At 39.3% G+C, this 13882-nt stretch carries 12 protein-coding genes; 5 read left to right on the plus strand and 7 right to left on the minus strand.

All coding sequences use genetic code 11. The features are described from left to right. The first annotated feature begins 213 nt into the window (after positions 1–213). Genes ACNKW3_RS04540 through ACNKW3_RS04550 form a run of 3 tightly spaced genes read left to right on the plus strand, consistent with a single transcriptional unit; the run spans position 214 to position 3168 of the window. Positions 214–441: a FeoA family protein gene (locus ACNKW3_RS04540; protein WP_427398078.1), complete on the plus strand. Its 228-nt coding sequence runs from the start codon at positions 214–216 to the stop codon at positions 439–441. A gap of 6 nt (positions 442–447) precedes the next feature. Continuing rightward, complete coding sequence (gene feoB / locus ACNKW3_RS04545; protein WP_427398079.1) at positions 448–2265, plus strand: ferrous iron transporter B; 1818 nt, start codon at positions 448–450, stop codon at positions 2263–2265. Between the two features lie 39 nt (positions 2266–2304). After that, the gene (locus ACNKW3_RS04550; protein WP_427398080.1) at positions 2305–3168 is read left to right on the plus strand and encodes an ATP-grasp domain-containing protein; all 864 of its coding nucleotides are present in this window, start codon (positions 2305–2307) and stop codon (positions 3166–3168) included. 52 nt (positions 3169–3220) lie between these two features. Here the strand turns inward: ACNKW3_RS04550 and ribA are convergent, their stop codons facing one another. After that, positions 3221–3835: a GTP cyclohydrolase II gene (gene ribA, locus ACNKW3_RS04555; RefSeq protein WP_427398081.1), complete on the minus strand. Its 615-nt coding sequence runs from the start codon at positions 3833–3835 to the stop codon at positions 3221–3223. 67 nt (positions 3836–3902) lie between these two features. Next, the gene (locus ACNKW3_RS04560; RefSeq protein WP_427398082.1) at positions 3903–6785 is read right to left on the minus strand and encodes an EAL domain-containing protein; all 2883 of its coding nucleotides are present in this window, start codon (positions 6783–6785) and stop codon (positions 3903–3905) included. Between the two features lie 69 nt (positions 6786–6854). Between ACNKW3_RS04560 and pheA the strand changes: the two genes are divergently transcribed. Continuing rightward, entirely contained in the window at positions 6855–7907 is a 1053-nt protein-coding gene (gene pheA / locus ACNKW3_RS04565) for a prephenate dehydratase (protein WP_427398083.1), read from the plus strand. Between the two features lie 162 nt (positions 7908–8069). Further along, positions 8070–9011, plus strand: a complete 942-nt coding sequence (locus tag ACNKW3_RS04570; RefSeq protein ID WP_427398084.1) for an AraC family transcriptional regulator N-terminal domain-containing protein — start codon at positions 8070–8072, stop codon at positions 9009–9011. Positions 9012–9209: 198 nt separating this feature from the next. Here ACNKW3_RS04570 and ACNKW3_RS04575 read toward each other — a convergent pair whose 3' ends face one another. The 5 genes from ACNKW3_RS04575 to ACNKW3_RS04595 all read right to left on the minus strand — a co-directional run bounded on the left by ACNKW3_RS04575 (position 9210) and on the right by ACNKW3_RS04595 (position 13833). After that, positions 9210–9806: a zinc-binding dehydrogenase gene (locus tag ACNKW3_RS04575; RefSeq protein ID WP_427398085.1), complete on the minus strand. Its 597-nt coding sequence runs from the start codon at positions 9804–9806 to the stop codon at positions 9210–9212. A 166-nt stretch (positions 9807–9972) separates the two neighbouring features. Further along, entirely contained in the window at positions 9973–11598 is a 1626-nt protein-coding gene (locus tag ACNKW3_RS04580; protein ID WP_427398086.1) for a family 43 glycosylhydrolase, read from the minus strand. Between the two features lie 15 nt (positions 11599–11613). Beyond that, positions 11614–12015 (minus strand): hypothetical protein, encoded by a 402-nt coding sequence (locus ACNKW3_RS04585; protein ID WP_427398087.1) that lies wholly within the window; start codon positions 12013–12015, stop codon positions 11614–11616. 272 nt (positions 12016–12287) lie between these two features. Continuing rightward, the gene (locus ACNKW3_RS04590; protein WP_427398088.1) at positions 12288–13433 is read right to left on the minus strand and encodes a helix-turn-helix domain-containing protein; all 1146 of its coding nucleotides are present in this window, start codon (positions 13431–13433) and stop codon (positions 12288–12290) included. Between the two features lie 217 nt (positions 13434–13650). Beyond that, entirely contained in the window at positions 13651–13833 is a 183-nt protein-coding gene (locus ACNKW3_RS04595) for a DUF2061 domain-containing protein (RefSeq protein WP_427398089.1), read from the minus strand. Positions 13834–13882: the final 49 nt, after the last annotated feature.

The following is a 13882-nucleotide window of genomic DNA, read 5'->3' on the forward strand; positions in this document are numbered from 1 at the left end:
GTCGTTCTTTGAGTATAGACAAAGATTACAATTTAACATCATTAACAATAATTTAACTTTAGCCGGTTTTTTTGATTCTGCTGTGTGTGCATGGTTGTTTTTTGTTTTCGTCAAACAAATTCATACTTTTCAGTCGCAATATTCTGCAGAATTATGTATTATTGAATGCAAATTATTCTTATTTACTTATAAGTGTGTTTTAGGAGTAGCTTAATGACGATTTGGGACCTACCCAAGAAAACAAGCGGTAAAGTGGCGCGTTTTAATTTGAATATGCCAGAAAATTTAAAAACACGTTTGAACGAAATGGGGTTTACCGTCGGTCAATTAGTTACTTGTATGAAACGAACGCCCTTTAATGGCCCTCTTGTTATTCAAGTGCAAGATTGTGTTTACTCAGTGGATAAACAAATAGCCTCGCAAATTGAAATACAGTCGTAGTATTGAATGAAAAAAATTATTCTTGTTGGAAAGCCGAATTCAGGTAAGAGCCTGCTATTCAATCAGCTCACTGGTCTTAGGCAGCATGTCGCTAATTTTCCCGGTGTTACCGTAGAATTAAAAAGCGGTACCTTTGGTGATTTTGAAGTGGTTGATTTTCCCGGTACCTATTCTTTACAGGCTATGTCTAGTGACGAAATAATCGCTATAAACCAACTACACAAAGCGCTGGATCATGAAGATACTGCGCTAATTCTATGTAATTTAGATGCGACTAAACTAGAGCGCTCTTTGGTTTTTGCTTTGCAGGCGCAAGCTTTAGCCAAGGAACATGGTAAAAGCGTTGTATTCACCTTAAACATCATGGACCAGGTAAAGCGATTTGGCTATGACTATGATGTAGAAGCACTGTCTAAAGTTCTCGGTAGTCCGGTTTACGCAATATCGGCAAAAACATTATTAGGCATAAGTGAATTTACTGCTGCATTAAAAAAACATGCCGCTGCGCCAGAGAAATGCCAAGTTCAAGAAACACTGCTAACCCAACTATCACCGTTAGAGGCCGCGAAGCAAATCGCGGATGAACATGGAATTAAGCAAGAGTTAGTGTTGGGTAATCAAACTAAACTCGATAACATTCTTTTGAATAGCTTCTTCGGCGGCATTATTTTTGTCGCTACCATGTTTTTCTTGTTCCAAAGTATTTTCACTTGGGCGACGCCTTTGATGGATTTGACCGAAGCTGGTGTCTTTGGTGTTGGTGAATGGGTATCGGGCGCTTTGCCAGAAGGTGTAGTCGCAGACTTCGTGAACGATGCTATATTTGGTGGCCTAGGCGCCTTTTTAGTTTTCATCCCCCAAATCATGGTGTTAACCCTAATCATCGGGCTGCTCGAAGATAGCGGCTATCTAGCAAGAGCTGCATTGATTTGTCATAAACCATTAAGCTTATTTGGCTTATCTGGTCGAAGTTTCATTCCCTATTTATCAGCTCATGCCTGCGCAATACCTGCCATTATGGCTGCTCGTACCATAGAGTCACCGCGTAAGCGCTTGGTGACCATGTTAACTATTCCATTAATGTCATGTTCCGCGCGTATCCCTGTTTATGCGCTTTTAGTAGCAGTATTAATTCCAGATGAACGTTATCTTGGAGGCTGGGTAAGCCTACAAGGTGCTATCTTCTTTATGCTCTACTTTGGCGGTTTAGTCACCGCATTATTGGTGGGACGACTATTGGATATCTGGATAGAAAAAGGCGAGCAACGTAACGATCTTCCTTTTATTCTAGAGTTACCGTCTTATCGTTTGCCTCACTGGCGTCCACTTTTCTACAAAACCCTAAATAGCGGAATTGCCTTTGTTCGTCGAGCTGGTCCAGTTATCTTTACCGTTTCACTCGTTATTTGGGTGCTAGGGTATTTCCCAGAGCAAGGCAATCTTCAATCTTCATGGTTAGCCTCTATTGGTAAGTTAGTTGAGCCAGTATTTGCACCACTGGGGATTGACTGGCGCTATGCAGTAGCAATTCTATTGTCATTTTTAGCCCGTGAAGTCTTTGTTGGCGTCTTGGGTACTATGTTTGCTATTGAAAATGCCGAAGAAAATATGTCAGGCCTAGTTGAACAAATGCAAGCTGATGGATTTACCTTTGCAACTGGCGTAGCGCTCTTAGCATTTTACGTGATTGCCTTGCAATGCGTGGCTACTGTGGCAACCCTTAAGGGTGAGTTAGGTAAAAATCGATATTCTTGGGGAATTTTCGTTGCCTATGGCTTACTGGCTTATCTGGTAAGTTTCCTATTGTACACAATGTTGTCATAGATTAGAGTGTAAAAAAAGCGACTTACTTGGAAGATAAAAGTGCGACTATGTGCATTTTTAAGCACTGATAATCTAGAAGACTTTTTCGTCTATGATGATTTAGTAAAACCCCATTTACAAAAGCTTGGCTGGCAGGTGGAAGATGTCTTCTGGCGCAATAAGACTGTTGATTACAATCAGTTTGATCTTGTTGTGGTGCGCTCAACCTGGGACTATCAACAAGATTCTGCTGCTTTTCTAGAGTGTTTAGAAAGAATCGATGACTCCACTGCGAATTTACAAAATCCTTTGTCATTGATGCGATGGAATTTAAGTAAAGCCTATTTACATGCCTTAGCTTCTGCTGGAGTGCCTGTGTTACCTACCATTTGGGCGGAAGGTTATAGCGAGGCTCAAATTCTCGAAAGTTTTGATCAGTTAAACACCCCCGAAATCGTAATCAAACCTTTAATTAGTGCTAACGCTGATTTTACCTATAGATTATCCAAGAAACGCTTTATGGAAGAAAATCCAAACCTAAGCGAAATCTTTCGGGTACGGCCCTTTATGATCCAAAGCTTTGAACCCTCCATTGCCGAGAAGGGCGAATACTCATTGTTTTATTTTGCAGGACAATATAGCCACGCAATTTTAAAACGACCGAAAGCAGGAGATTTTAGGGTTCAAGAAGAACACGGTGGACAGCTTGAAGCCATTACCCCTACTAGTGATATGTTAAAATTGGGCGCTTTAACACTAGAAGCTTTGCCTACAAAGACCCTTTACGCGAGGGTCGATATGCTAGAGACACAGCGAGGACTAGAAATTATCGAAGTAGAGTTAATCGAACCCTCTTTGTATTTCAATATGGATAAGAATTCAGCGCTTAGATTCGCTCATGCGATTAACGACTTTCCCTTATAAGCCAAATACTATTTAACCTCAGATCGCCGCTATCGCTTATGCGAAGATGTGGCTATTTAAGCTTTTCAGGATTAAATGCATGCCCTAACTTGCTTGTTTTGGTCATCAGGTAATGCTTATTGTCTTTGGTCACACCGTGATCAATGGGCTGTCTTTCAACTACTTCAATACCCATGTTTTTCAATGCCTCAACTTTTTTAGGATTGTTGGTCATTAATATGACCTTTTTGATACCCAATTGTGCCAACATAGTTTTACAAATACTGTAGTCTCTAAGATCCGCATCAAATCCAAGATGTTCGTTTGCTTCAACAGTGTCGAAACCTTTGTCTTGCAGGTTGTAGGCTTTAATTTTATTAAGTAAGCCTATGCCTCTGCCTTCTTGACGAAGATAAAGCATTACGCCACAACCATTATCTACAATATTTTGTAGGCCTTTTTCTAATTGAAACCCGCAATCGCATCTTGTGCTAAACAAGGCGTCTCCGGTAAGACATTCACTGTGAACTCTTATAGGTACAATTGTGTCTTGAGTCCACTCACCAAATGAAAGGGCAATGTGCTCTTGGTTCGTTTGATTATCTATAAAGCCGTGAATTGTAAAAGTACCAAAACGCGTTGGAAGCTTGGCTTGGCTTACAAATTGGTAGGTGCTACTAGTATTCATTCTGTTACGTTATCAATGAAAGTTCGCTAAGTATGGGGGCAGAAATTCAAAAAACAAGTTTTAATCATCACTGAGTAGGCGTATTTGACGAAATTTCAGAATAAGGCACGTAGTGACTAAAGGGTTCAGGTTTTGCAATACAAAAGCCTTGAGCAAAATCTACACCTAACTTACCAATCTGCACCATGATCTCTTTACTTTCTACAAACTCGGCTACGGTTTGAATTTTCATGGCATCTGCAACGTCTCTAATGGATGTAACCATGGCTAAGTCGATTTTATCTTTAAGAATATCGCGAATAAAGTTGCCATCTATTTTTAGATAATCAACAGGTAAACTTTTAAGGTAGCTATAACTGGAAAAACCGGTACCAAAGTCATCCAAGGCAAAAGTACAGCCTAATTTTTTAAATTCTCCCATGAACGCAATGGCATCTTTCATTTTGATGATTGCCATAGATTCGGTAATTTCAAAACAAATCTTTTGGTAAGGAATTTGATATTTTTCGAATGCATTTAATAAGAAAAATTTAAAATCATCATCGGAAAGCGAGAAGCCTGAAAGATTAATATTGGCTTTGGCTAAATTGTCCATTACCGAAGAGTTAGCATTTAACCATTTAAAGAAATGTTCAATGACATATTTATCTATTTTATGACTAATATGGGCTTTTTCAGCACTGGGCATAAAAAATTCAGGCGCTACTAAGTCATTATCTAGGGTGCGTAACCGCACCAATACCTCAAAATAATCTCTCGGGTCTTGTTCACTTAAAGGTCGATAATGTTGATAAAAAATTTCGAAATTCTGGACTTTAAGTGCATGTTGCACTTCATTTATCCAAAACATTTCACGCTTGTAGTTGGCATGAATGCCAAGCTCTGCACTGTATATATGGACCTTGTCTCTACCCCCTTCTTTGGCTAGTTGGCAAGCGGTATCGGCGAAACTGAGGAGCTCTTCTGCGGTGGATATTTCAGGTGAGAAAGGGGCGATGCCTATACTGACACTTTGATTGAAAACATGTCTGTCCCATTTAAATTCAAATTCCCTGACTTTGGATAGCAGTTGATCCGCATACTGACGAATCTGATTACCATTTTCATAATCAACCAAGATGCCAAACTGATCTGCACTTAAACGTGAAAAAGGAAACTTCTCAGTAATCACGTCAAATAGTTCTAAGGCCAATTCTTTGATAAAAATATCCCCTGCGTTGTGACCACAGGTATCATTGATAAGCTTGAACTGATCCACATCCAAATATATAAGCGCAAATTTTGTGGTTGTATCTTGGTTCTGGGCGATTTTGTCACTGACTACCTGCAGAAAATGGCGGCGGTTTAGTAGTCCTGTTAGTTGATCATGGGTATTTAAGTACTGCAGGTTTATTTGATGTAAGCGACGCTCAGTGATATCAAATAAAGAACCAAAATGCATAATCTGATCATCTACCTTTTTTAGCTGACAAGAAATTGAAAACCAAAATTCACTATTATCCCTACGCTTACCTTTTACTTCTTTACCAAGCACAGTTTGCTGAATACTAAGCTCTCCAAGGAGCAAATCAAGCTCTCTAGGATCAGCAAAAAAGCCGACTAGGTTATCAATTTGATGTAAGCAGTCATCATTGTTTTTATACCCAAACAGCGAGCAAATGGCAGGGTTTACGTGCAATAGGTCGCCATTGGGTTTTGCGGTATACAAACCTTCAGCGGCGTGTTGAAATAAATTATTATATTTTTCTAGCTCTTCAATTTGTGCCAATTGACTTGCGCTAAATTGTGCCTGAATGGATTGTTCCCGACTTATAATAGCCACACCAATTAGCATCACACCTATACAACTAAATGCAAAGGGATAAGGAGCAGACATAGATAAGTGGCTTGTATCATTGATAAAAGCATATGCTTCCATCGTGCCGACCAATGCAAGTGAAACCCATCCCAAAAAGTAAATACTGGCGCTGCGCAAGTCCACTGATTTTCGATAAAATAAAGTAGCGAGGAGTTTGCTAACAAAAAATAAAATGGCAAAGGAAATCAGTAAGGTAAGCTGATAAAAATCGTCAAGTAGCACTATGCCTACTAGCGGGAAAACCAGTAAAGCGTAGTGAATGCGTATCCAAATCATAGAAAGAGGGGTAAAAATAATTCGCGCTATTTTGAGTGCCGCGAACAAGGTAACCACCAAACTCACAGACGTTATTTCTGCAGCAAATCCTGGCATCATAAATAGAGAAGGTAATATACCTTCACCGCTTAACATTGTTGTCATGGCCGCGGTTGCAAAAACACAAAACCAAAACCTAGAAGGCGCATTTCTTAATACATAAGTGAGTAAAAAGTAGGTTGCCAACAACGAAAGCCCACCGCTCATTGCGCCGATTAAAATCAATCGCATATTGGATTGTTGTTCATAAAAACTGGTTTGCCATAGTTCAACCGGCAATAAGGTCAACCCATCATCATGTATCTGCAAGTAAACCATAAATGCTGATTGAGCTCTGGAGGTAAATGTCATTTTAAAGCCATTGCGACCAAATCGGGTAGAATTTGACATATCTTTACTCATTCGCACAGATTGAATGATACGCCCTTGCTCATCTAGCAAATATGCCTCTGCTCTATCCATAAAAGTGTTGCCAGCAATAAATGTGAGCATTTTATTCGCGGTCGAGGGGTTTTCCACTGTAAAGCGCAACCATAAGGACTGCTCTTCTTGAATATCAATGACAGATTTGTGCGGCTGCCAATCGTCAAGTTGTAAGATGTCAGAGAGTAAGGTTGATTCTTCGGCTAATAGTAGCTCAGTAGACGGGGCTAAATTTACAACGTCATCAAAATCTGCGTCCACCATATTGTCTAGTGCTTCTGCTGAAGCACCCATCGAAAAAACGATTAATACGAGTAGTACCGTTTGGCGAATATGGTTAATAAATAAAAGCAAATTAAGGCTCAATATTATTTTTTGATATTCATTGTAGACCTATTTGTTTTACAAAGTGAAGAAAACTATATGAATATATTGATTTACTTAGAAAATATTAACTATATGAAGGAGAAAAAGGTTCACCGAGAAGACGCCAAATTAGGGGTATCTAGGATTCATTTGTTAAAGCGCTGGACGCTTTCCTTGGTTTCATATATTTTGATCGCGCAATTTCGTCTTGGTCTTAGACAAAAGTACAAAAAATACATCATCCTTAAAAAAAATTTCAACTATTGCGGTAAAAATATGAAAAAAGTAGCCACGCTTGGACCCTCCGGAACCTTTTCTGAGATGGCAACTCTTCGTTACTTGGATACTCAAGATACCCCATTCGAAATCACCTTGTTTCGTTCAATCAAGCATGCGCTAAATGAGATAGGCGAGAGTTGTGATATTGGCATTTTACCCATCGAAAATTTTTCGGAAGGCTTTATCTCATTAGTATTGGATGAATTGATAGAGCTAGATCTTGTGATCATGGATGAAATTGTATTGCCTATAGAGTTTTCATTTATCGCGAATACTCCCAACATTGAAGACGTTAAAAAGCTCTACGTGCAATTTGTTGCTAAAGGACAATGTTTCGAGTTTCTGCAAACCTTAGCAAACATTAATGTAGAGACAACAGAGAGCAATATTGAGTCCTTGCATAAAGTTATGGGCGCAGAAGCTGATGTTGCGGCTATTGTTCCTGCTAATTCATTCGATGCATCGGCTTTTAGCACTGTAGTAAACAAAGTAAACGACTATGAAAACAATCAAACGCGTTTTCTGGTGCTTACTCGGTCAAGCAACAAGCCACAGCAAGACTATGGTGACAGAACGACCATTATTGTTTTGGATGATGATGACCGCCCTGGATTGCTTGGTGACGTACTTTTGTCTTTCTCTAAACGGCAAATTAACCTAACTTCAATTATGTCTAGGCCGACCCGTAAAGCCTTCGGCAAGTATCACTTTTTTATTGATTTCGATGGTAATCAGCACGAGCCAATGGTGGCAGATGCTTTGAATGAAATTAAGCTAAATAACAATGTGAAAATTTTAGGTTCATACAAAAGAGCTAAACTAAACAATTAGGCTAAATATGAAAAAATTTCACTTTCTATCAATATATAAAGGTAAAGATTGAGCTTAACATTGTTTGCCTGATTGTCCGAATGTCTGGATAAAATGACCCTTTTGTTTGGAGGGGACGTATATTAAAATCTTCATGAGAAATATCCGCCTAAGGACAGTACTATGCAAACTAGTAAAGAGCAAATTGAAACAATAAGTGCAGAATTAGCCAAAACTATTGCGGCTAAAACAACGGGTAAATCAACGGTAGATACGCCCATCAAAGGCCTTTCATTTTATCGTCAGACTGTAGCGACTTCTTCATGTTCATTATGTGTCGTTGAACCTAGCATCGCGCTCGTGGTTCAAGGGGTAAAAAGTATGACTCTTGGTGAGGATACTTTTCAGTATGACCCTTATAAATTTTTAATTACTTCTTTAGATTTACCAGCAAGAATGCAGGTGCTTCAGGCGAATAAAGAAAAGCCCTACCTAGGTTTAGTAATCAAGTTTGATTTAGCGGTGTTGAGTGAATTGATACTGCAAGCACCACTGGAAAAACAAAAGGATTTAAGCTCCCAGCAGGGGATGATTTTAGGTAATACAACACCTGAACTTCTCGCCGCTTGTCAGCGTTTAGTGGCGCTTTTAGACGAGCCATCTTCAATTGAAGTATTGGCGCCTTTAATAAAAAGAGAGATTTTTTGGCGAGTGCTCACCAGTGAACAAGGCGCTCGTCTGCGACAGGTTGTTTCTGCAAGTTCTCACGGATTGAGGATTTCTCGTGCCATAGAATGGCTCAAAGCCAACTATAGTTCTCCACAAAGTGTCGAGTCCCTTGCTGATATGGCCCAAATGAGCAAATCGACTTTCCATCATCACTTTAGAGAACTCACCTCCATGAGTCCTTTACAATATCAAAAGAGGTTACGTTTATTAGAGGCTAGGCGATTGATGTTAGGTGAGGATTTAGATGCTTCAACCGCGGCTTACCGAGTAGGGTATGAAAGCCCTTCGCAATTTTCGCGAGAATATTCGCGCCTATTCGGAGCTTCTCCAAAACGTGATATCGAGCAGCAATGGCAAAGCCTAAATGAACAAAGTAGGATGGAAGTAGCTGTTTAATATAAATATTTTTATTTTTTAGTTTGGTAAATTCTAGAATCTATGACATTGCTTTTTTGAATCAAGAGTGCAGGTCATATGGAGATTCATGTAAGAATTTTTTCCGTACCAATTTTAAACTCTAAGATGCGTTGGATAATTAAATGAAAAAGGCCAGCATAATCGGAGAGTACTGGCCTTTACAGGGGAAATTACAAATTAAATGGTAGATGAATCAATTACGTATCTGTATCGTGCTTGCTTATTTTCTACCTTTTTCCATGCAGCATTAATTTCACTTGCAGGGATCAGCTGTATTTCAGGACGAATATTATTCGCAGCACAGTAGTCAACAATGTCTTGGGTTTCTTTCATATCGCCAATTAATGAAGCATTAAAATTGACTCTAAAAGCTGATAAACCTAAAGTATTTATTGAAACTGTGAATTTCTCGGGCATACCTACTTGGGTAAAAGTGCCGAAGGGTTTGAGAACAGACGCGTAAGCAGCAACATCATAAGCTACAGGCAAAGTGCTTATCATATAGTCTAGTTGACCTCTGTAAGCGTTTAGCTTATCCAAAGAATCTACCACTATGACTTCTTTAGCACCAAAAGATTTTATATCTTCAACCTTGTCTGCTGTAGTGGTAAATGCATAAACCTCCGCACCTTTAGATACCGCTAGTTTGACGGCTAAATGGCCTAATCCACCGATGCCAGCTACACCGACTTTGTCACCTTTTTTCAAATTAAATTTTAAAATTGGGGTGTAAGTAGTAACGCCTGCACTTACAGCCGCGAATCCTGGTGACATACTGCTTAACATTTTCCGTTTCAAACTTTATCAAAGTATAGTTTGCGATTGAAGAAGGTAAAATGCCTGAAACTAGGAGTTGTTTGCCTAAAAATGCGCTAAGAAAAACAACGCAGATGGCCAAAAGCGGCACACCTGCATTGTGGGTTGGAGACGTTTCTTGTAGTTAGATCGCTCGGTAAGAGAAGTTCTGTAGTTTGGCTTTGCCTTTGCCGACGCAATAAATGCCCACTTTGAGGCTAGAAAAACCGCCAAACACATTGTGGTTTATCCCTGCAACTTCCATTCTAGTGGGATGTCGCTGCCATGTTTTCCCTTTATCAGTGGAATAATGATAGGTAATGACGTTGCGGTCATTGGTGATTCTAAAGCGTATCAGTTGAGATTTATTTTTCATACGCGCCCACTGTTGTTCTTCAGCGTATTGAAAAGACTTTATATTCTCACCATCGTGACCAATGCCCACGTATCCCTTGTGGTTGTAAAATAATAACAAACCAGCTTCGGCACCTTTATCCAACACCATATCCAACTCAACCTGATAACAGGGATCAACCACGATACAAGTCAGCGGAGAAGAGTTTGCTGGCGTTGTGCCAGAAGCTTTGAGTTCTAGATTACCTGCCGCATATTTAACCCGATCCATTTCATCATCTGCTGGTCTATGGAAACACCATTGAATCCCAAACTTGTTACTGGAAAAATCATCAGATAACGGGAATCCTGAAGTTTTGGTTGGAAGGTTTGCTGGTTTAGGCATAGGTTGAGATAAGTCACCACCTTTTGCTTTAAACCATCCATCATCTGTCCATTCGATAGGCTCTAGTAGAGTTTGTCGGCCGAGTGTTCGTAAACCATTCTCATAACCGTGGTAAACCATCCACCAGTCACCCTTTGGCCCTTCAACTAAGGTTGCGTGCCCACGGGACCACCAAGGTTCGTCTTCAGATTCGGTGCGAACTAACGGGTTGTTGGGGCAATCTTCCCAAGGTCCATGAATAGACTTTGAGCGTGCCGCAATTACCATATGACCAGTAACAGGACCTGCTGTACCACCTACAGCTGTGACTAGATAGAAATAATCTCCGTAGCGAGTAATTTTTGGCCCTTCAGGAGCGAAGTTTTCCACAATCCAATGTTCGGGATAGCGCCAGGGTTCATAGGCTTTTTCAATTTTGCCTGCGGTTTTTAAACCATTTTTATGCAAACGAATCTTACGAATACCATTGACAAAAAGATAGCGATGACCATCTTCGCCAACAGCATGCCCGGGATCTATGCAACCTTCAATTTTCAGATCAATAGGATCGCTCCACGGACCCTCAATTTTATCTGCCCAAATCACATAAGTTGACCAAGGTTGCCCATCTACAGCAGCAGGAATGTAAATGTAGTACCTATCCTCATATTTACACAAATCTAACGCCCAGACAGTGCCGATATTTTTATTTAATGCAGGACCTATTGGTGACCAATTAACAAGATCTTTGGAGTGCCAAATAACGATACCTGGATAAGAGTAAAATGACGAAAATGTCATGTAGTAGTCATCGCCGTCTTTAAGAATGGTCGGGTCGGGGTGATCACCAGAAACAATAGGATTTAAAAAGGTACCATTACCTAAGTCGGCAATGCGCTGACCTTCTAAGCCTTTGCCCCAATGTAAATTTCGTTTGTCAGGACGACAGTTTGATTCAGAGATTTTCGGTGATGCGCTTAAAAAGGAAATAGGAGAAAGGACCGCACCAGCTACGCAAGCTTTGAAAATATTGCGTCTTGTTTTATTCAACATATGTATTTATCTCGTTTATGCCTTAGTTTGTTTTAATGTTCCGTGTGAAGCTGCTATTAATTCATCAGATGAATCCTGAGCAGAATATATTTGGCATTGAAATAACGCATTTTCTTCGCACACAAATTCAACACTCGCTTCCACTTTTATGCTGTCAGGAATTTGCGTGCAGTGCATGAAGAGTTCAAGCTCAACAGGAGTGCAATCACCTATCGATTGATTGCCAGCCCTATTCACTGCCATATCAATCACCTGAGCTAGAATTCCAGTCGCCTTATCTCGCCATAGTCGAGTGGCCGGTAACAAGGATAATTCAATAGAAACACGTTCTGGGGAATCGTTTACATTTAACACATTAAAAAAATGCAAAATAGGATGTGTTAATCTCGGCGCGTAAGACGTTGTAATAGAGTCCATTTTTATCTTCCTATTAAAAAATCACTGATTATTTCAGCGCTCTGTATTAATTCATTCAGTGGAGGTTCCAAGTTTTTACTAACTTTATACCGCTTTACTAGATGAGATTATTGCACTTCTTTTTAAAAAAACGGTGCAATCGCTGAGTCGAATCAGACTAATGGAAATGTGAGGTAAAGTGTTATTTCGGATGTTAAAAAAATTAACATTTTAGCAAAATTGTTATTTTTTTTATCAAATGTTGAATAAATTAGACTGTTTTTTTTACCTGATTAAAGGTAGCTCTTAAACGCTTTCGGTGTACATCCATACTCTTCTTTAAACAGCTTATTAAAATAAGAAACGTTTTTATAACCAACGGAATAGGCTATTTCCGCAATGTTAGCATCTTCCACTTCAGACAATAATCGAGCCGCTTCGGTTAATCTTAATTTGTTTAAATAGCCCGTAAAGGTTAAGCCAAGTTCAGATTTTAAAATTTCGTTAATTTTTGTTCTGCTGGTACCGGTTTCTGACACAGCAAAATCTAAATTAAGCTCGGGATTAGCATACTCAGTTGCCATTAGCTGTAAAATCGCATTTTGCTCTTTGTCATGCCGAGGCTCGATACTTAATTGTCGATAGGCAACAAGTGGACGTTCTTGTAGAAATTTTCTTTTCAGATCCCCAGTCAGGGCTTTGGAATGTTGTCTAAATACCCAAATGAAAAAGCTGGCCCAAAGCACAAATAAGGTAGCTGACAATATGTAAATATAGTTTTCATCTACACCTGTAAGGTGTATTTCACTAATTTGCACGCGGGAATAAACTTCTTTTGGGGTTTGTAAAGTAGTAGCAAAATGAAACTTCGCGACTTTTTCTAAGCTATATTCGTTCATTGATAATTTAAGATTAAACATTGCTAACCACCATTGAGGAACCTCAAGTCGGGTGAGATCGATATTTATTCTCTGCCAATCGTCGGGACACGAAAAATAAGCATTCGGGGATCTATAGGTTAAAAAGTCGTCAGCCCGGGTAATATTGTCATCTATAGTGAACGCCATAAATATCATTTCATTTGGCACTGTGCATTTAATCACAAAATACATGTCAGTGAATTTTGAAAGGTTAGCAAGTTCTAGATTACCCGAATTATCCAAAAATTCTAAAGCGACAGCTGAGTAAGGAAATTCAATTTTATCTGAGACTTCAAATTCAAAATCGAGGCTATAACGGGCGTCTTTAAGTTGTGAAAGAGAGTCTCCACCATCTTCTTCATCGTTCATGGCGTGAGCTTGCCATTTGATTTCGCTGCTTTCTTGGGGGAGCATGGACACATCGAGGAAAATACGATCAATACAAAAAACCACCAATATTGCACTGATGGTCAGTACACACAAAAGCGCAATTAGTACTTTTTTGTAATAATCCAGCATCGGGTAAGAGGGATTCCAATTCAATTATGCTAATGAAACTATCAAGAATATCAAACTTGTACAACTTGTACTGAGTAATCAACATCAGCGTTTTCAGATAATGATAGGAAATACGTGACGTTCAACATCATTAATAAGTTAACGCAATATTCATATAATATGTTAGTTCGAATGAAAATTGCACTAGTTGCTCTTTTACTTTTAAAAAATTAAGGCATTATTCGGACGTTGGTTTTTGAAAAAACTGCCAGATTTTTTCATGAAAGTAATAGGCGATTGTATTTACCGTAGGTTCAATAATCGCTATCAGTCCACCCACTAAGAAGCTTCCCGAAATTAAATAGGCGACGGTAAATGCAACGGTGAAGTGCATAATCGCAAAAGTAATGGTTTTAAACACACTTGCTTCCTTTGTTTTGAAAACATAGTGTATTTACGCGCTAGAGTTG

It is taken from the genome of Glaciecola sp. 1036 (assembly GCF_050306235.1).
In the GTDB taxonomy this organism is placed as follows: Bacteria; Pseudomonadota; Gammaproteobacteria; order Enterobacterales; family Alteromonadaceae; genus Glaciecola.

What these genes read in the sequence shown, in the direction of transcription:
- ACNKW3_RS04540 (WP_427398078.1), top strand. Translation starts at nt 214, where the DNA reads ATGACGATTTGGGACCTACCCAAGAAAACAAGCGGTAAAGTGGCGCGT.
- feoB (WP_427398079.1), top strand. Translation starts at nt 448, where the DNA reads ATGAAAAAAATTATTCTTGTTGGAAAGCCGAATTCAGGTAAGAGCCTG.
- ribA (WP_427398081.1), bottom strand. Translation starts at nt 3,835, where the DNA reads ATGAATACTAGTAGCACCTACCAATTTGTAAGCCAAGCCAAGCTTCCA.
- pheA (WP_427398083.1), top strand. Translation starts at nt 6,855, where the DNA reads ATGAATATATTGATTTACTTAGAAAATATTAACTATATGAAGGAGAAA.
- ACNKW3_RS04570 (WP_427398084.1), top strand. Translation starts at nt 8,070, where the DNA reads ATGCAAACTAGTAAAGAGCAAATTGAAACAATAAGTGCAGAATTAGCC.
- ACNKW3_RS04575 (WP_427398085.1), bottom strand. Translation starts at nt 9,806, where the DNA reads ATGTCACCAGGATTCGCGGCTGTAAGTGCAGGCGTTACTACTTACACC.
- ACNKW3_RS04580 (WP_427398086.1), bottom strand. Translation starts at nt 11,598, where the DNA reads ATGTTGAATAAAACAAGACGCAATATTTTCAAAGCTTGCGTAGCTGGT.
- ACNKW3_RS04585 (WP_427398087.1), bottom strand. Translation starts at nt 12,015, where the DNA reads ATGGACTCTATTACAACGTCTTACGCGCCGAGATTAACACATCCTATT.
- ACNKW3_RS04590 (WP_427398088.1), bottom strand. Translation starts at nt 13,433, where the DNA reads ATGCTGGATTATTACAAAAAAGTACTAATTGCGCTTTTGTGTGTACTG.